Source organism: Nitrospirota bacterium (assembly GCA_040752355.1).
Lineage (GTDB): Bacteria > Nitrospirota > Thermodesulfovibrionia > Thermodesulfovibrionales > Dissulfurispiraceae > JBFMCP01.
Genome location: JBFMHE010000004.1, coordinates 107,292 through 124,040 on the forward strand (window position 1 = coordinate 107,292; position 16,749 = coordinate 124,040).

Below are 16,749 nucleotides of genomic sequence, written 5' to 3' on the forward strand. Positions count from 1 at the left end.
CTCTCCTTTACCGATCATCGTTATTTTTGGTGCTCCTGTGTACTGCATAAAGAAGACCGCCCAACAAGGCGATAGGAGCGATCATGCCCCGGTAGATCATATGCTGGAGCCCTTCGGACCGGGCGGCGTCGGATGTTTCGGAGAGCTTCGGCATGCCGAGCTTGTCAAAGGGCACACCGGCGAGCATGAGCACCTGGGTGCCGCCGCCTTCCTTCTCTCCATAGATACGCGGCTGGTATACCGCCTCTACCGTGCGGTGCGACGTTTCCCTCGAGCCGATGCGTCCAACAGGGAACCCGTATTCCTCACCGGGTTTCAGGGTCAGTCGGTACCTGGCCTCTTCCAGCAGGTCCTTTGTCGTGCCGAAGAGCGACGCGCCGGTGGGGCAGAATTCGCAGCAGGCCGCGTAGCCGCCCTCTTTGATGCGATGAGAGCAGAGCTGGCATTTCCTGATCTGCGGAAAGGGGGCGTCCCACTCGAACTTCGGGATATTGTAAGGGCACGCGACCTGGCAGTAACGACACCCCAGGCAGGCGCCCTTGTTGTAGCTGACGATCCCGCTTTTGGGGTCTTTCGTCAACGCGGAGACCGGACAGGCAGAGACGCAGGACGGGTCGATGCAGTGCATGCACTGGCGCTTGACGAACGAGAAGCCGTCCTCCCTGTCCTTCGCAGCGCCGGCGCCGTGGGTATACAGCTTTATGATGTTGAGGGTTTTGCCCGAAAGGTCGATGGCGTTGTCCCAGAGCTGGTCGGTCGTCGAAAAATCGGGGGGCATGCTGTTGTGCTCCTTGCATGCCGCAACACAGGCCTTGCAGCCGATGCAGAGCGTTGCATCATAGAGAATACCGACCGCTTCCGGGGGCATGGCTTTCTGCTGCCGCGCAAAAGGCTGCGCAAGGGCGGAAGGGACATCCGCAGCCAACAGCAGCCCGCCGCAGGCAACTCCTTTCAGGAAATCTCTTCTCTTCATCTCCATGGCCTACTCCTCTTTCTTGGTGGATTTCTTCGCCTGCCCAGCTGCATCGCCGTCATGATCGCCGAGCCTCTTGGCGAGTGTCGCGCCCGCGCCGATGGCAGCGCCGGCCACCCCCGCGACAACGGCGGCGCCGGCGATGGTGATGCCGCCTCCCTTCTCTTCGTGGATGCGCGGATAGGTCGCCGGCGGCGTGACGCGATGGAGCTTGGCGACGGTATGGAGCGGGGTGTTGAAGCCGACCCCTTTTTCGCTGCAGCCGAAGCAGGGATGCCCGGCGCCGACCGGCCAGGTGCCGCCGCCGGTGTCGCCGAACTGGAGGGTAGAGCAGTTGTTGAAGGTCTCGGGCCCTTTGCAGCCCAATTTGTAGAGACAGTAGCCTTTTCTATGGTTATCATCGCCGTACTGAACGGCGAACCGCCCTGCATCGAAGTGAGGGCGCCGCTCGCAGTTCTCGTGGATCAGGCGGCTGTAGGCGAACTTCGGCCTCCCGTGGTCATCCAGCTCGGGGAGCTTCTTGAGGGCCAGGAAGTGGAGCACGGTCGAGAGGAGGTTGTAGGGATTCGGAGGGCAGCCGGGGATCGTCACGACCGGCTTATCCTTGATGATCTCGGGAACGCTCTTTGCGCCGGTAGGGTTCGGGCCTGCCGTGGGAATGCCGCCCCACGAGGCGCAGGAGCCCATGGCGACGATCGCCGCAGCATGGGGAGCGGTCTCCTTGAGGATATCGAGGGCGGTCTTGCCCGCGATCTTGCAGTAGATGCCCCCGTCTTTCGTCGGGATGGAGCCGTCGACGACGAGAATGAACTTTCCCCTGTTCTCCTGGATGGATTTCTGCTTGGCAGCCTCTACCTGATGGCCTGCTGCAACACTGAGCGTTTCCGAATAGTCGAGGGAGATGAGATCGAGGAGGAGATGCTCCAGGGTGGGATGGGTCGACCTGAGCAGCGACTCGACACAGCCGGTGCATTCCTGGAACGAGAGCCAGATGACCGGGGGGCGCTTCGGGCTGGTTATCGCTTCAGCGATCTTTGCGCCCATGCCCAGCGGAAGCCCCATGCCAGCCGCCATAACAGTACAATATTTCAGGAAATCTCTTCGCGATATGCCTCCGAGCTTTTTCCTGACATCATCGGATTCGTGCTCTTTCATAGTTACCTCCATTCATATTTGTCACTGATCTATAAATATAAAAGGGACTATCGAGCAAAGCAGCACTGTTATGGTCGCCATGTATTTTGATGTTATTAACATTATAATGTCAATAAAATAATTGAACAAGCCCCTTTCATTATCTGGAAAGCAAAGAATGTCGGGAATCACGAGTCGGGGTTACCGTGACGACCTGAAGGCGCGTTGCAGTATGAGCGTCTCCGCAAAAAAGAAGGCCCGCATATGACAGCAGGCGAAAATCATATACAAGCCGGGTCGGAAAAGCAGAGACGATATATTATTTCCCTACGAAATACATCTTCCAATAGATGAGGAAGATGCTGTACACCAGGAGCGCAGCAAGGGCGGCTATTACCAGCCGTGCTACCCATTTCGATCCTTTCTCCTTCATTATTACCCCCTTCAGATACAAGGTTCGTACGCTGCTGCTCTGCCTCTCTACCCTTATTCAGTACCAAATAAGCGGCAATGTCAAGGTAAATTTTTGCCGCCCAGCATCTCTATTATGGAATGCACAGCAAGGGGGACCGCATCGCGTACCGCCCTTGTCATCGCCGTCCCGAAGTGCGTCACATCGGCAGCCTCTATGGCGACTATTGAGATGTCATCCGGCAGCTCGAGCCCCATGCGCCTGCCGGCATCGAGAGCGCTTTTGAGCGTGGTGTCGTGAGCCGAGGCAGTGTGGAGCGGCATGGAGATGTCGTCCAGCGCAAGACAGCGGACAGCACCGGCTTGTCCGTCCGGCGTGCAGACCGCATCGACAAGGATAATGCGGTCATAGCCGACCATCGCCTCCATCAGCCGCAGGCCGCCTACCGAGAGCTCCATAATAATGAGGTCGTCGCTGGCAGGAAGCTGCTCTTTGAGCTCCCGCACCACCGCAATGCCGACGCCGTCGTCACGGAGAATCGGGTTGCCGAGGCCGATGATCAGGGTCTTCTTCATAAGCGAATCCTTACTTATCGCAGGTATTGCGCCATCTCCCTGAGCACGGTACCCTGCGCATCACGGATTATCACGCTCAGGGGCATCGTGCCGGGAAGGGAGTGCGTTGCGCAGGCAAAGCAGGGGTCGTAGAGCCTGAAGGCCATCTCTATCCTGTTGAGGAGCCCCTCCTCGATGATGCTCTTTTTCCGTATCAGCGTTTGAGCGGCCTTCTTGATGGATAAGGCGATCGGCGCATGGTTATGGGTCGTGCCGACGATGAGGTTCACCCTGGTCAGCACGCCCCGCTCATCGGTCCGGTAGTGGTGCAGCAGGGTGCCCCTCGGCGCCTCGACAGAGCCGACCCCTTCCGAAGGCTTCTCCCTGGGGATGGTGCGAATGTGCGGGTCGGTGATCTCCGGATCGCGGCTCAGCTCGAGCATACGCTCCGCTGCATAGAGCAGCTCGATCAGCCTCGCCCAGTGGGTGGCGAGGCGGTTGTGGACCGGCCGGTAGCGGCCGTCGACCTTCCTCGACCCGAAGGTCTCGAAGAAGTACTCGAACGCCTCCTGCGCGTACGGCGTCGCCATGCCCTCCGCTGCATTGAGCCGGCTGAGCGGCGTCGCACAATAGACGCCGCTCTCGCTGCCGTCGGCAAAGCCCTTCCAGCCGACCTTCTTCAGGTAGGGGAATTTCAGGTAGGTCCAGGATTCGACATGCTCGGCGATGTGCTGGCGGTAGTCACGCGGATGGAAGCGCGCGAACTCCCTGCCGTCGGGATCGACGATGCGGAGCATCCCGTCATAGAAGTTCACCCGGTCCTCGTCGTCGACCGTCCCCATATAATACGTGCGGTGCAGGTAGGTGTCCGAGAAGACGCTTTCGCGGAAGGCGGTGTCGCCCTGTAGTATCCGGCTGAAGAGGTCGAGGCTGTAGAGCGCGAAGGCGACATTCCGCTCTGCCGCTGTTTCGATCTCCCTGCGCTCCTCTTCGGTGACCGGTTTGCTCCATCCCCCCGGCAGCCCGCTGCAGGGGTGTATCGCCCTTCCCCCTATCGTCTGGATGACGTGGTGATTTCTGCGCCGGCACTCGATGACCTCCTTTCCCTTTTCGCTCCCGATCTTCCGCAGCACGCCGAGGAGGTTCCTCTCTGCCGGCGGCGCATCGGGCCCCACGATGAGATCGGGGCCGCCGAGGGCGTAGAAATGGGTGGTGTGGTCCGCAACGAAGAAGGCGCTGTAGAGGAGCTCCCTGATCTTCCGCGCAGCCGGAGGCGGTTCGACCCGATAGAGCGCGTCGAGCGCTTTCGTCGAGGCGATATGGTGCGCCTCGGGGCAGATACCGCAGATGCGGTTGGTGATATTCGGCATGTCCTCGGCAGCGCGGCCGATGCAGAACTGCTCGAAGCCCCTCAGCTCGGGAACAATGAAGTAGGCGTTCGCCACCTCCCCCTCATCGTCGAGGAATATCTCGATCCTGCCGTGTCCCTCGAGCCTGGTGACGGGGTCGATGCTGATCTTCTTCACGCCCGTCCCTTGCCTTTCCGGTCCGCCGCCTCATCCGTGACAGGAGAGGCCGGCCGGGCCCTGTTCAGGAGCGCGTGGGCGAGGCTGAATTTGTAGAACGTGCCGACCGGGTCCACAATCGGCTCGAACGCGGCTTCGACTTCACGCTGCATCGCCTCTTCCGGCTGCCCGGCGGACCCCGCATCGGTGATGGATGCCAATGCCGAGAGCATGGCCGCGCCCTGGTCAGCCACGCCGGCCGGGGCGCCGTAACACCCGATGCAGGGCATGTTCGCCCCGGGGCAGAGAGCAGTGCATCCTCCCCTGGTGGCGGGCCCCATGCAGACGATGCCCTGGTCGATGAGGCAGCGCGTGCTGTCGGGTATTATCTCGTAGAGGCGGCGGAAGCGGAGCCTGCGCTGTTCACGCCCGGTCCAGCTCCTGATCCGGGGACACTCCTCGCAGAGCGCCCTGGTTCCCGCTCCGAGCACGGCGCCCTTCTCCGGAAGCCCGCTCGTGCCCATGAAGAGCTCCATAACTGCTTCGAGCTGGTGCGCCTCGGGAGGACAGCCGGGGATCATATAATCGATATCCACGGTCTGGCGCACGCTCCTGACCGTATCGTAGAGGCCGGGGAGCCGCAGCTCGCCCTCCGCCACCCGGGTGCTCAGGCGCGGGACGACCGCGGGATCGGTCACTGTGGTGCTCGGGTTGTCGAGATAGACCGTGATCAGGTGGTCGTCCGCGGAAGAGAGATTCGAGAGACCCGGCATGCAGCCTTCGACAGCGCAGGAGCCGAACGCGACAAAGACGGCGGATTTCTTCCTGAGCAAACGGGCCATTGCCTCGTCTTCTTCGGTACGGATAGCGCCGTTGAAGAAGGTGAGCGCGAGAGCGCCGTCGGCAAGGCCTTCGATATCGCTCTTTTTGCCGTCCATGACGCAGGGCCAGAAGACCGGCTCGAAGGCCTCGGCAAAATCGAGGATCTTTTCGTTTATGCCGAGCAGGGCGATATCGCACCCCCCGCACGCTGCGGCCCAGTACATGGCGAACTTCGGCTTGTCCGCCATCACCGCTCTCCCTGCAGCGCGGCGGTCCCGCTCCTGCGGCCAGCGATCCCGAGCGGGCCGAGCCTCTTCAACCGCCCGGTCATGGCATTGACCGTATCCGCGAGCACCGCTCCCTCCGAGGCCGAGAGCCAGACGAGCCGGAGCCGCTCTTCCTCTATGCCGAGCTGACCGGCGAGCTTCTTCAACAGATGGAAGCGGCGGAGGGTGCGCAGGTTGCCGCTCTGGTAGTGGCACTCTCCCGGATGGCATCCCGCGATCAGGACGCCGTCGGCGCCCTCCCTGAATGCCTTGAGCACGAACTGCGGCTCTACCCTTCCGCTGCACATGACCCGTATGATGCGGAGGTTCGGCGCATACCGGAGCCGCGCGGTGCCCGCCAGGTCCGCCGCACGGTAGGTGCACCAGGTGCAGAAGAAGCCGACGATGACCGGTTCAAAAGGCTCGCTCATAGCTCGTTAAGATCAACCATAAAAAAGGACAATTTGAAAATGATGAATTCATTCATTGTACTCTTTTCATTTTGATTGTTTATTTCTGTCATAGAGTATCCCCTCGATCTCGGCCATCACCTGCTCTGCGGTAAAGTGCGCTCCGGTAATCGCCCGGCTCGGGCAGGCAGCGACGCAGACGCCGCATCCCTGGCAGAGGGCGGGGTTGATCGCAGTCGCGCCCTGTCCCTCCTGCGCCGCAATGGCGCCGTAGGGGCAGAGCTCGCAGCAGATGCCGCAGCCGCTGCACCGCCCGTCATCGATGCGCGCCCGCAGCGGCTCGAGCTCGACCTCTCCCCTGCTGATGAGCGCCAGGACCCTCGAGGCCGCGGCCCCGGCCTGGGCGACCGTATCGGCGATATCCTTGGGTCCCTGGCAGGCCCCTGCGATGAAGACGCCCTCTCTCAGAGTGGCGACCGGGTCGAGCTTCGGATGGCGCTCCGAGAAGAAGCCGGCAGCATCACACCCTATGCCGAACGTATGGGCGACCTCCCCGGCATCGGCACGTGCCTCGATGGCCGGGCTGAGGATGACCATATCCACGGGAATGCGGCGCTGGACTCCGAGCAGGGTATCCTCTGCCTGCACCACGAGCTTCCGCTCTTCGGCCTTGGTGTAGGCGGTGTCCATGACCGCCGCCGCCCTTCCCCTGATGAAGTGGACGCCCTCTTCGAGGAGCTTGTGATAGAGCTCCTCGAAGGTCTTTCCGCCGGCGCGCATATCGATATAGAAGTTGTAGACCTCGGCGCGGGTCCGCTCTTTGATCAGATGGGCGAACTTCAGCGAGTAGAGGCAGCAGATCCGGGAGCAGTACTCGCGGTAGTTCTTGTCGCGGCTCCCGACGCAATGGATGATGGCGACGCTCGCGGGCTCGGTAGCGCCGTCGCGGAGCACGATCTTGCCGCCGGTAGGGCCCGCGCTGCTGAGCATCCGCTCGAACTCGATGCTCGAAAAGACGTCGGCATATCGTCCGTAGCCGTACTGCGGCACCTGCCGCGGATCGAAGAGATCGAAGCCGGTGGCGAGGACGATGCTTCCTACGCTGAGGTCGAAGAGCGCGTCTTCCTGGTTGTAGTCGATCGCCCCGGCAGGGCACTCCTTTTCGCAGACCATGCACTGCCCTGTTTCGAAGAAGCTGCAGTGCTCGCGGTCGATCACCGGGAGATCGGGGACCGCACCCGCAAAGGGCTTGTAGCACGCATGCCGGTACCCGAGCCCCTCCTCGAAATCGGTATCGATCACTTTCCGGGGGCACTTCTGCACGCAGATGCCGCACCCCGTGCAGCGGCTTTCATCGATGGAGCGCGCCCTCTTCCTCACGGTCACCGTAAAGTTGCCGATATATCCCTTCACTGCTTCCACCCCGCTCCAGGTCAGAAGCGTAATGTGGGGATGCTGTTTCACCGCAGCCATCCGGGGGTGGAGCATGCAGGCCGAGCAGTCGAAGGTCGGAAAGGTCTTGTCGAGCTGGGCCATATGGCCGCCGATACTCGGCCGGCGCTCTACGAGATAGACCCGTCTGCCGGCGTTGGCGATCTCGAGCGCTGCGGTGATCCCGGCAATGCCCCCTCCTACCACCAGCGTTTCGGGGTTGATCGGGACTCTCATCGGCTGCAGCGGCTCGTGGAGGCGCACCCTGCTGACCGCTGCAGCGACGAGGGCCTTGGCCTTTTCCGTGGCCTGTGCGATATCACCCGTGACCCAGGCATCCTGCTCCCTGATGTTCGTTATCTCGAGGAGGAAGGGATTCAGCCCGGCCCGCTCGCAGGCGGCCCTGAAAGTCGCCTCGTGCATATGGGGAGAGCAGGCGGCGATGACGACGCGGGTAATGCCCTTCTCCTGCCGGTCCCGCTTTATCGTCTCCTGGCCGGAGCCGGAGCACAGGAACATATCGGTCCGCGCCACGGCAACGTCCTCGATCGACGAGGCGAAGGCAGCGACCGTCTCGACATCGACCGCCTCGGCGATGTTGGCGCCGCATTGGCAGATATAGACGCCGATCTTCTCGCTCACCGCGCATCTCCTGGCCATGGCCTGGGCATAGGGAGCGCGGTCCCGCTGTCGCGTCTCGTCCCGGTCCTCCCTGCTCCCGGCGATCCGCCTCTTCTGCGGGAGAGCACCGGCTCTGCCGAGACGATCTCTTTACCGATGCCGAGCGCAAGCGGGTCGATGCCGAAGGCGAGCCCGATGAGCTGCGGGAAAAAGAGCACCGGGATCGAGAACGAGGTCGAAAAGCAGCTGTTCACATCCTCCTGGTAGGCATCGAGGTTCATCTGGCAGACCGGGCACGACACGGCAATGATATCCGCCTTGCATGCAGCAGCGTCTTTGAGTATCCTCCGGAGGAGCTCATATGCAGTCGTTGTTTTGATGTGCGGCATATGCCCCCCGCAGCAGCTCGCCTTCATAGTGAAATCGACTACGGTTGCGCCGAGCGCAGAGAGCAGGCGGTCCATCGAGGTCGGGTATTCCGGATGGTCAAACCCGCCCCTCGGCCTGGTCAACATGCAGCCGTAGAAAGGCGCCACGCGCACGTGGGCCAGCGGGCTCGTCACTTTGCTTGTAATGACTTCCAGTCCTATATCGTTGAAGAAGATATCGAGCAGATGCCGTATCCTCAGCCCCCCGGGCTCGTAATGCACGCCGCCCTCCGCAAGCGCCGCATTCACCGACTCCTTTATCCCCGGGTTCTTGAGCATCACCTCATCGGCCCTTCTCAAATTGAGGTAGCACAGGCTGCACGACGTGATCACCTGGGAACAGCCCTCGGGAACCAGCGCCAGATTGCGCGCAGAGAGCGCATAGTGCGCCAGCCGGTTAAGGGAGAGATACTCGGTCGCTCCGCAGCAGTTCCAGTCGGGGATGTCGGTAAGCGTTATGTCGAACACATCCATCACCGCTTTCGCCGACTGTGCATATGCTAAAGCCATGTGCTCGGAGGAGCAGCAGGGGTAGAGAGCATACGTCATACGTTACCTCCTATCTTCTTGGCCTTTTCCACGATGCGGCGAAGCTGTTCAATGCCCTGTATCCTCGAGGGACCGAGCACGATGCGCTCTTTCTTGTAGAGCTTCAGGGCCAGCGAGCCCCAGGAGTGGCGGTCGGCGGCATTATGGGTGAGCCGGTAGCGCATGGCGAGCCCGAAATCGAAGCTCCGGCCGTAGCGCTCGACGAGGGTGACGAAGGTCTTCGAGAAGTCGTAGGCGTCCGTGATCATCACAATGCCCTCGCGCACCGCCATCTGTTTCAGCGTGTACATGATATCGGTGATCGGTATCTGCTGCGGACAGCGGACCGTGCAGTAGTAGCAGGACACGCAGAACCACGGGGTATTGCTCGAGAGGACCTCGTGCCTGAGCCCTGCCTGCATCAGGGCGAAGAGGTGGCGCGGCGTATAATCCATATCCGCAGCCGAAGGACAGGAGCCGCCGCAGGTGCCGCACTGGAGGCAGTGGGGCAGCAGAGCGCCTTCAGGCGTTGCGGCGATAACTTCCTGCATAAAGGTGCGGTCCTCCCTGTGCGGCAGAACCGCCGAACGCCCGCCCTTGCTCCTGAACGGACCGGCGGCTCCTTCGTCCACGCCTCCCGGCCCCTTCGAAAACGGGGAGGGCGCTTCATCCTCCTGGTATATGAGGAAGGTCTCTTTGATTTCGGTAAGGTTGTACCCCTTGCTCTTCAGGGCGAATATCCACTTGATCGTATCGACAACGCTGCAGGGATAATAGAACTTTACGCCGCCCGTCTCCTGCCCTTTCCGTATCCCCTTGGGGAGAAGCCCGGTCTGGACATAGAACTGGAAGGTCCGCTTGGTGAGCTTGTAGTCGTCTTCGGAAAGAATGCCGATTATTTCATCGAGAGTATAGAGCGGCTCGTTTTTCTCCTGAGTATCCATTCATTAGAATATACTGTTACTAACAGTACATGTCAAGGAAACAATGAGGGGGATGCTTTCTCTTTTAGTATCAAAAAGTTCAGCAGATTCTGGGGAGCTGCTCTCCGGTCAGCATATCAAGGACTCTCGTATTGCCGACAGCGGTCTCGAGGAGGACCCGCCGCTGCGGCTCGGCAAGGACTTCTCCAACGATGGCCGACTGCCGGCCGAGGTGATTTTTCCTCATCGCATCAAGGACATGAGTTGCCGAATCCCGTGCCACCACCGCGACGAGCTTTCCCTCATTGGCGAGATACAGGGGGTCGAGCCCGAGAAGCTCGCAGGCGCCCCGCACCTCCTCCCGGACCGGGACAGCCTCTTCCCTGACGATCATCCCGTGTCCCGAGGACGCCGCGAATTCGTTGAGCGTCGTTGCCAGGCCGCCCCTGGTGGGGTCGCGCAGCGCCTTTACCGCCCCTTCGATCGAGAGCATCTCCCTGACAAGGGCGTGGAGCGGAGCGCAGTCGCTCGCGACGGGGACCTCCATCTGTATGCCTTCGCGCTGCGCCATGACGGCGATGCCGTGGTCGCCTACATAGCCCGAGACGATGATGAGGTCCCCCGGCGAACACCGCGCCGGGGAGAGCGTAACGCCGCCCCTCACTATGCCGATGCCTGCGGTGTTGATGAAGATCTTGTCTCCCTTGCCGCGTTCCACCACTTTCGTATCGCCCGTGACGATCTTCACTCCCGCCTGCTCCGCCGTGCGCGCCATCGAGTGCACGATCCTCTCGAGCTCATCCATCCCCAGCCCCTCCTCGATGATGAACGAGGCGCTCAGGTAGAGCGGCTCGGCGCCGCCCATGGCGAGGTCGTTGATGGTTCCGCATACCGCGAGCGTGCCGATGTCGCCGCCGGGAAAAAAGATCGGGCTCACGACATAGGAATCGGTGGTAAAGGCGAGCCGCGGTGCAGGCGTCTCTGACGAGGCGATACTGAAGACGGCCTGGTCATTGAGCGGGGCGAGGAGCTCGTTGTCGAACGCCTTCAGGAAGAGCTCGCCGATAAGCTGGTGGCTCAGCTTGCCGCCGCTGCCGTGGCTCAAAAGAATACACCTATCGCTCATGCTTCCGATCCTTGCTCCTCAGAATTACGCTGTAGAAAACACAGCGCACATTACATTCGAAATTCCAAGCACGAAATTCGAAACAAGGTCAAAAATCACGATTGAAAACCGCAGCCTTCGAGTTTCGGATTTCGTATTTCGTGCTTATTGTTTGTTTCTCCCGTATTTATAGTACGCTGAACAGGTTCCTTCAGACGATACCATGCACGGCCCCTGCGGGGACTCCGGCAGGCAGGAGCTCCCGAAGAGCGGGCATTCGTAGGGGCTCATCACGCCCTTGATGATGTCGCCGCAGGAACATCCCGGCGGCTCCTCATCGCTCCCTGCGCCGAGAGCGAACCGCTGCTCGGCGTCGAAGGCGCCGAAGGACTCCCTGATCTTCAGACCGCTCGAGGGGATCATCCCTATCCCCCGCCACGAGGCATCGGCCGTCCCGAAGACCTGCTGCACGACCTCCTGCGCCTTCCTGTTGCCCTCCTCTGTCACGACTCGTGTGTACTGGATCTCTATCGCAGCGCGGCCGGCTTCGATCTGCGCAGCGAGCATATGGATCCCCTGGAGCACATCGAGCGGCTCGAAGCCCGCGATGATACAGGGCGCGTGGTAATCGTCGGCAATGAACCGGTAGGCGCCGGCGCCGATCACGGCAGTCACATGGCCGGGACAGAGGAAGCCGTTCAGCTCGACCTCGCCGCTGTCGAGGAGCGCCCGCATCGCCGGCGGAGTGAGCTTATGCAGCGAGAGGAAAGAGAGATTCTTTATCCCCCGGTCCCTCGCCATGATCATCGTCGCGGCAACGGTCGGAGCGGTCGTCTCGAAGCCGACCGCGATGAAGAGCACCTCTTTCCCGGGGTGCGTCGCTGCCAGGGCGAGCGTATCCATCGGAGAATAGACGACCCTGACATCGCTTCCCCGAGCCTTCTCCTCCTGCAGGGACGAGGCCGAGCCCGGCACCCGCATCATGTCGCCGAAGGTCGCCGTGATGATATTCCTCTCCCTCCTGATGAAATCGATGATGCGGTTCAGGTCGCCCGCCGACGTCACGCAGACCGGGCAGCCGGGCCCCGAGATGAGACGGATCGTCTGAGGCAGGACATCCCTGATGCCGTATTTCGAGATGCTGTGGGTATGGCTTCCGCATATCTCCATGATCGCCGCCCTCTTGGTAGAAAGCGCGCGGATACTGGCCAGTATGCCCTGCGCAATATCCTTCTGCCGGTATTCGTCAACGTACTTCACGACCGCACCTCATCACCGCACTTCATGATCTCCGGGGTCCTCTCGGAGGAATTCGCTCAGGAGCCGGAGCGTCTCCTGCGCCTCCGCATCATCCACCTTCTGAATGGCGAACCCCGCATGGACGATGACATAATCGCCCACCTTCACGTCGTCCATGAGCATCAGGCTCGCCTCTTTCCTGGCGCCCGCCACATCCACCTTCGCCATGGCATCCGTAATCTCTATGACCCTGCCGGGTATTGCTATGCACATATCCGCTACACTCCTCGCTTCGCGCGTTCGCAGGCGACGATCGCCTGGCCCAATGAGATGCAGCCGTCATTGACCGGGACCTTCCGGTGGAGCCGGACCGTGAATCCCGCTTCCCTCAATGCCGCTGCTGCACTGCCGTAGAGCAGCCTGTTCTGAAAAACGCCGCCGCTCAGCACCACGTCATGGATGCCATAGGCGCTGCGCGCCTCCACCGCGGCGTCGACGATGACAGCCGCGAGCGTATGATGAAAGCGGCGGGCGATTACCGGCGGTGCAACACCGCGCTTGATATCCCCGACGATGCTCCGGATCATCGGCCGCACATCGATATCGCCGCACCGGCCGGGGGAGATATCTTTTTTATTATACGGGTACGGCTCCCTGATTTCCTCTTTGCAGGCATGGGCGGCCATTTCGAGGCCGACGGCAGCCTCTCCCTCATAGGTGATGCGGTCCCGTATTCCCAGCAGCGATGCTGCTGCATCGAAGAGCCGTCCCGCGCTCGAGGTGAGCGGCGTATTGATCCTGTTCCTGATCATCGTCATGACGAGGTCGCGCTCCCTGCGGTCGAAGCGCTCCGCGAAGGAAGGAAGCGCTGCCAGGGCGTCCTCGCCGAAGGTCTCGTACAGATAGGCAGCCGCGCAGCGCCACGGCTCTCTCGCCGCGCGGTCGCCGCCGGGGAGCGGAACATACCCGAGATGGGCCACCCGCTCGAACGACGCCCTGTCGGCGCGCAGCACCTCACCGCCCCATACAGCGCCGTCGTCGCCGTATCCGGCGCCGTCGAAGGCGATGCCGATGACCGCACCGGTCAGGCCGTGCTCGGCCATGCAGGCCGCGATATGCGCGTGATGGTGCTGCACCGCGGTCCGCTGCCCGGACGGAATGCCGTGCTGCTCGGCATACGCGAGGGCGAGTTTCGTACTGAAATAATCGGGGTGGAGGTCATGGGCGATCACAGCGGGCTCGACCCTGAAGGTGTTCTTCAGGTTCTTCAGCGTTTCCCTGAAAAAACCCTGGGCCGCGTAGTGCTCGAGATCGCCGATATGCTGGCTGACGATCGCCTTCGTGCCCTTCGTCAGGCAGAAGGTATTCTTGAGATCGGCGCCGCAGGCGAGCACCTCTGCTCCGCACTCCTCACCGATCTCGATCGTCTCGGGCACAAAGCCGCGAGCCCTCCGTACTATGGTAATTTCAGGAGCTGACTGCTGATTGCCGACTGCTGACTGCTGCCTTAGCACGTGCACTATCGAATCATCCACCCTCATATAAATATCCCGGTTGTGCAGAAGAAAAGCGTCGGCCAGGGGTGAGAGCTTTTCGAGCGCCTCCTCGTTGGTGATCACGATAGGCTCTTCCGTCCTGTTGCCGCTCGTCATGACGAGCGCGGTAAGAGGACTCCCTGATGACGGAGGATCGAGGAAAAGCAGGCAGTGGAGCGGCGTGTACGGAAGCATGACGCCGAGGCTGTCGTTCCCCGGGGCCACCGGGGCCGCAAGGGGCGAGGGGAGGCGTTTCCGGAGCAGCACTATCGGCCGTATCCTGCTCTCGAGAAGCCGCCGCTCCTCATCCGAAAGGAAGCACACCATCCCGGCTGCCGCGGCATCGGGAACCATCAGGGCGAAGGGTTTGTTCGACTTTCTCTTCCGCTCCCGCAATCTCCCCACCGCCCCTTCGTTCGTCGCATCGCAGCAGAGATGGAAACCGCCGAGCCCTTTGACAGCGACAATGGCCCCCTGCTTCAGCAGTTCCACGACAGCCTGTATCGGGTCCTCCGCTGAGGAACGAGCGCCATGAGCTATGAGCTCTACGTTCGGTCCGCATGCGGGGCAGGCGTTCGGCTGGGCATGGAAGCGGCGGTCTCCGGGGTCGTGGTATTCACGGGCGCATGCAGCACAGAGAGGGAATGCCGCCATGGTCGTCTTCGCCCGGTCATAGGGGATATCGCGCACGATCGAATAGCGCGGCCCGCAACTGGTGCAGTTGATGAAGGGATAACGGTAGCGCCGGTCATGCGGGTCCTGCAGCTCTTTCAGACAATCGGGGCATACCGCGATATCCGGCGATATCAGGGTAAAGCTCCCTTCTTCGGCATGGCTCTCCCGTATCGAAAAATCGCGGTAACGGCCTCCGCCGGCGAGGCGTTCTACGGAGAGGGTATCGATGCGCGACAGCGGCGGCGGTGCGGTACGGAGCTCATGCACGAATGCCTCGATCGCCTCTTCACCGCGCGAGCCCGCGGCATCGTCGCTCTCGACCTCGATGAGCACTCCCCGGGTAACGTTCCGGCAGAATCCTTTGAGGCGGTGCTTGAGGGCGAGATGGTAGACAAAAGGACGGAATCCGACGCCCTGAACGACTCCGGTCACCTGGACGATCGCTCTCACCCTGCTGCTTTTTCCGCGAGAAAGTCGCTCCATTCCCTGATGCCGGCGCCGTCCGTACAGGACGTTTTAAATATCTTCAGGTGATGATTTATCGAAAGCGCGTTCTCTTCCGCCCGCCGGAGGTCGAAGTTGGTATAGGGAGCGAGGTCGATCTTATTGATGATGAGCACCCTCGCGGCATGGAAGAGCGCGGGATACTTGAGCGGCTTGTCGTCGCCTTCGGTGACGCTCATGACAGCCACCTTCATGTCCTCGCCGAGGTCGTACTCGGCCGGGCAGACCATGTTGCCGACATTTTCGAGAATGAGGAGCCGCACCGCGCCCTGTTCGAAGAGCCAGGGCAGGGTATGGTGGATCATATGGGCGTCGAGATGGCAGGCCTTGCCGGTGGTGATCTGCTTTACCGGTATGTTATAGCGAAGGAGACGCTGCGCATCGAGGTCGGTCTGGAGGTCCCCTTCGATCACCGCCAGCCCGAAGCGTTCGCGCAGGCGCTCGACCGTGCGCTCGATGAGAGTGGTCTTCCCCGACCCCGGCGAGCTCACCATATTGATCGTATAGATGCCCCGCTCTTTGAGGGCCTTCCGGTTCTCCTGCGCCAGGGCATCGTTCCTGCCGAGTATCTTCTCGTCTATCGTAATATCATGCATCGAACTGCTCTCCCTCCATGGATATGATATCGAGCTCATGCCCGGCGACGTGGTCGATGGAGAGGCTGCTGCATGCAGGACACCGCGAAAGATACCCTTCGATGCGAAATTCCCTCCCGCACTCCCTGCATCTGCCGGTAAGCGGGACCTCCTCGATCTCGAGGACCGCGCCGTCCAGCGGGGTATCCTTGATCGAGGCCTCGAAGCAGAACCGCAGCGACTCGGGCTCGACAGCGGACATCTCCCCTATTCTCACCCGCACCTGCCTGAGGCGTTCAACCCCATGCCGCGCCATATGCTCTTTCACAATATCGAGCATGCTCAGCGTTATCGACATTTCATGCATCGCCCGTCTGCTCCGTGTCGTTGCCAGTACTATTTTTTAGTATAGCATAGGCGCCGCCCGCAGCCTTTGCGCTCCGCTGAACCGATCAGGCGCAGCTCCCGGGCTCAGCTGTTTTTGACTCGTGCGGACCCTTCGTGATACTATACATTTGAATCTTTTGAATCTTTCCGCTCAATCAACATCCTTGCAACTGGGAGTGCATAGGGTTCTGGTGTCCCTCCTGGACTTCAAATCCAGTGTTGCCGGCCACAATCCGGCAGGGTGGGTTCGATTCCCACACGCTCCCGCCACTCCTGCCTTATAATTCAAGTGGTTCATTAATTTCAACTCTATGTCCCGGATATGTCCAGGGGGTTGTTCAATCGTCAACTGCCCTATCTTGGCGTGCAAGGCCTTAACGTCGGGGCCGATCTCGTCCTTCTTGCCATTGGCAAACACTTCCTCTGCTTGCTCCAGCATCTGCTTCTTCCATTCCGTGATCTGATTCGGATGCACATCAAACCGCTGGGCCAACTCCGAAAGGGTTTGTTCCCCTTTGAGTGCTTCCAGCGCTACTTTTGCTTTGAATCCTGCTCCGTGATTCCTTCTCGGTCTTCTTGCCATTGTCGCTGCTCCTTTTAGTCCTCTTATTGTAGAGCAGCTTTATCACTTATGTCCCTGTCTAATTTTTCCAGACCAGCTCTGAGCGCCAGAAGTTGAGGAAACGACCTCAGAAAGCAGCTGCATAAAACCGGACATTTCT

The 16,749-nt window shown here is 60.9% G+C and carries 15 protein-coding genes, 1 tRNA gene and 1 pseudogene; 1 reads left to right on the forward strand and 16 read right to left on the reverse strand.

Annotated elements, in window-relative coordinates; all coding sequences use genetic code 11:
- Positions 1 to 7: 7 nt before the first annotated feature.
- The 15 genes from hybA to hypA all read right to left on the reverse strand — a co-directional run bounded on the left by hybA (position 8) and on the right by hypA (position 16,007).
- A complete protein-coding gene (hybA, locus tag AB1805_04360; protein ID MEW5744659.1) occupies positions 8 to 973 on the reverse strand; it encodes a hydrogenase 2 operon protein HybA in 966 nt (321 codons plus the stop codon).
- Between the two features lie 9 nt (positions 974 to 982).
- Positions 983 to 2,128 (reverse strand): hydrogenase small subunit, encoded by a 1,146-nt coding sequence (locus tag AB1805_04365; GenBank protein ID MEW5744660.1) that lies wholly within the window; start codon positions 2,126 to 2,128, stop codon positions 983 to 985.
- A 492-nt stretch (positions 2,129 to 2,620) separates the two neighbouring features.
- Positions 2,621 to 3,094, reverse strand: coding sequence for a hydrogenase maturation protease (locus tag AB1805_04370; protein MEW5744661.1), 474 nt, complete (start codon positions 3,092 to 3,094; stop codon positions 2,621 to 2,623).
- Positions 3,095 to 3,108: 14 nt separating this feature from the next.
- Complete coding sequence (locus AB1805_04375) at positions 3,109 to 4,599, reverse strand: Ni/Fe hydrogenase subunit alpha (GenBank protein MEW5744662.1); 1,491 nt, start codon at positions 4,597 to 4,599, stop codon at positions 3,109 to 3,111.
- Complete coding sequence (locus tag AB1805_04380; GenBank protein ID MEW5744663.1) at positions 4,596 to 5,648, reverse strand: oxidoreductase; 1,053 nt, start codon at positions 5,646 to 5,648, stop codon at positions 4,596 to 4,598. The genes AB1805_04375 and AB1805_04380 overlap by 4 nt, the downstream gene beginning before the upstream one ends.
- Positions 5,648 to 6,097 (reverse strand): hydrogenase iron-sulfur subunit, encoded by a 450-nt coding sequence (locus AB1805_04385; protein MEW5744664.1) that lies wholly within the window; start codon positions 6,095 to 6,097, stop codon positions 5,648 to 5,650. Before AB1805_04385 ends, AB1805_04380 begins: the two co-directional genes overlap by 1 nt.
- A 66-nt stretch (positions 6,098 to 6,163) precedes the next feature.
- Positions 6,164 to 8,149, reverse strand: coding sequence for a CoB--CoM heterodisulfide reductase iron-sulfur subunit A family protein (locus AB1805_04390; protein MEW5744665.1), 1,986 nt, complete (start codon positions 8,147 to 8,149; stop codon positions 6,164 to 6,166).
- Complete coding sequence (locus AB1805_04395; GenBank protein ID MEW5744666.1) at positions 8,146 to 9,105, reverse strand: CoB--CoM heterodisulfide reductase iron-sulfur subunit B family protein; 960 nt, start codon at positions 9,103 to 9,105, stop codon at positions 8,146 to 8,148. Before AB1805_04395 ends, AB1805_04390 begins: the two co-directional genes overlap by 4 nt.
- The gene (locus tag AB1805_04400; protein ID MEW5744667.1) at positions 9,102 to 10,028 is read right to left on the reverse strand and encodes a 4Fe-4S dicluster domain-containing protein; all 927 of its coding nucleotides are present in this window, start codon (positions 10,026 to 10,028) and stop codon (positions 9,102 to 9,104) included. Before AB1805_04400 ends, AB1805_04395 begins: the two co-directional genes overlap by 4 nt.
- Before the next feature lie 79 nt (positions 10,029 to 10,107).
- The gene (gene hypE, locus AB1805_04405; protein ID MEW5744668.1) at positions 10,108 to 11,133 is read right to left on the reverse strand and encodes a hydrogenase expression/formation protein HypE; all 1,026 of its coding nucleotides are present in this window, start codon (positions 11,131 to 11,133) and stop codon (positions 10,108 to 10,110) included.
- A 144-nt stretch (positions 11,134 to 11,277) separates the two neighbouring features.
- Positions 11,278 to 12,372 (reverse strand): hydrogenase formation protein HypD, encoded by a 1,095-nt coding sequence (gene hypD / locus AB1805_04410; GenBank protein ID MEW5744669.1) that lies wholly within the window; start codon positions 12,370 to 12,372, stop codon positions 11,278 to 11,280.
- A gap of 12 nt (positions 12,373 to 12,384) precedes the next feature.
- On the reverse strand, positions 12,385 to 12,624 hold the full coding sequence (locus AB1805_04415; GenBank protein ID MEW5744670.1) for a HypC/HybG/HupF family hydrogenase formation chaperone: 240 nt from the start codon (positions 12,622 to 12,624) through the stop codon (positions 12,385 to 12,387).
- A 5-nt stretch (positions 12,625 to 12,629) separates the two neighbouring features.
- Complete coding sequence (gene hypF, locus AB1805_04420) at positions 12,630 to 15,011, reverse strand: carbamoyltransferase HypF (GenBank protein MEW5744671.1); 2,382 nt, start codon at positions 15,009 to 15,011, stop codon at positions 12,630 to 12,632.
- Complete coding sequence (gene hypB / locus AB1805_04425; GenBank protein MEW5744672.1) at positions 15,008 to 15,661, reverse strand: hydrogenase nickel incorporation protein HypB; 654 nt, start codon at positions 15,659 to 15,661, stop codon at positions 15,008 to 15,010. The genes hypF and hypB overlap by 4 nt, the downstream gene beginning before the upstream one ends.
- Complete coding sequence (gene hypA, locus AB1805_04430; protein ID MEW5744673.1) at positions 15,654 to 16,007, reverse strand: hydrogenase maturation nickel metallochaperone HypA; 354 nt, start codon at positions 16,005 to 16,007, stop codon at positions 15,654 to 15,656. The genes hypB and hypA overlap by 8 nt, the downstream gene beginning before the upstream one ends.
- A gap of 192 nt (positions 16,008 to 16,199) precedes the next feature.
- Here hypA and AB1805_04435 point away from each other — a divergent pair.
- Positions 16,200 to 16,297 (forward strand) — tRNA-Sec (locus tag AB1805_04435).
- Between the two features lie 67 nt (positions 16,298 to 16,364).
- Here the strand turns inward: AB1805_04435 and AB1805_04440 are convergent.
- Positions 16,365 to 16,610, reverse strand: a pseudogene (locus AB1805_04440) (transposase).
- Positions 16,611 to 16,749 lie beyond the last annotated feature (139 nt).

Bases quoted from the DNA above. Each gene is read 5' to 3' on its own strand.
- AB1805_04415 (MEW5744670.1), bottom strand. From the start codon at position 12,624: ATGTGCATAGCAATACCCGGCAGGGTCATAGAGATTACGGATGCCATG.
- hybA (MEW5744659.1), bottom strand. From the start codon at position 973: ATGAAGAGAAGAGATTTCCTGAAAGGAGTTGCCTGCGGCGGGCTGCTG.
- hypB (MEW5744672.1), bottom strand. From the start codon at position 15,661: ATGCATGATATTACGATAGACGAGAAGATACTCGGCAGGAACGATGCC.
- AB1805_04370 (MEW5744661.1), bottom strand. From the start codon at position 3,094: ATGAAGAAGACCCTGATCATCGGCCTCGGCAACCCGATTCTCCGTGAC.
- AB1805_04400 (MEW5744667.1), bottom strand. From the start codon at position 10,028: ATGGATACTCAGGAGAAAAACGAGCCGCTCTATACTCTCGATGAAATA.
- AB1805_04365 (MEW5744660.1), bottom strand. From the start codon at position 2,128: ATGAAAGAGCACGAATCCGATGATGTCAGGAAAAAGCTCGGAGGCATA.
- AB1805_04395 (MEW5744666.1), bottom strand. From the start codon at position 9,105: ATGACGTATGCTCTCTACCCCTGCTGCTCCTCCGAGCACATGGCTTTA.
- hypE (MEW5744668.1), bottom strand. From the start codon at position 11,133: ATGAGCGATAGGTGTATTCTTTTGAGCCACGGCAGCGGCGGCAAGCTG.
- AB1805_04385 (MEW5744664.1), bottom strand. From the start codon at position 6,097: ATGAGCGAGCCTTTTGAACCGGTCATCGTCGGCTTCTTCTGCACCTGG.
- AB1805_04380 (MEW5744663.1), bottom strand. From the start codon at position 5,648: ATGGCGGACAAGCCGAAGTTCGCCATGTACTGGGCCGCAGCGTGCGGG.
- hypA (MEW5744673.1), bottom strand. From the start codon at position 16,007: ATGCATGAAATGTCGATAACGCTGAGCATGCTCGATATTGTGAAAGAG.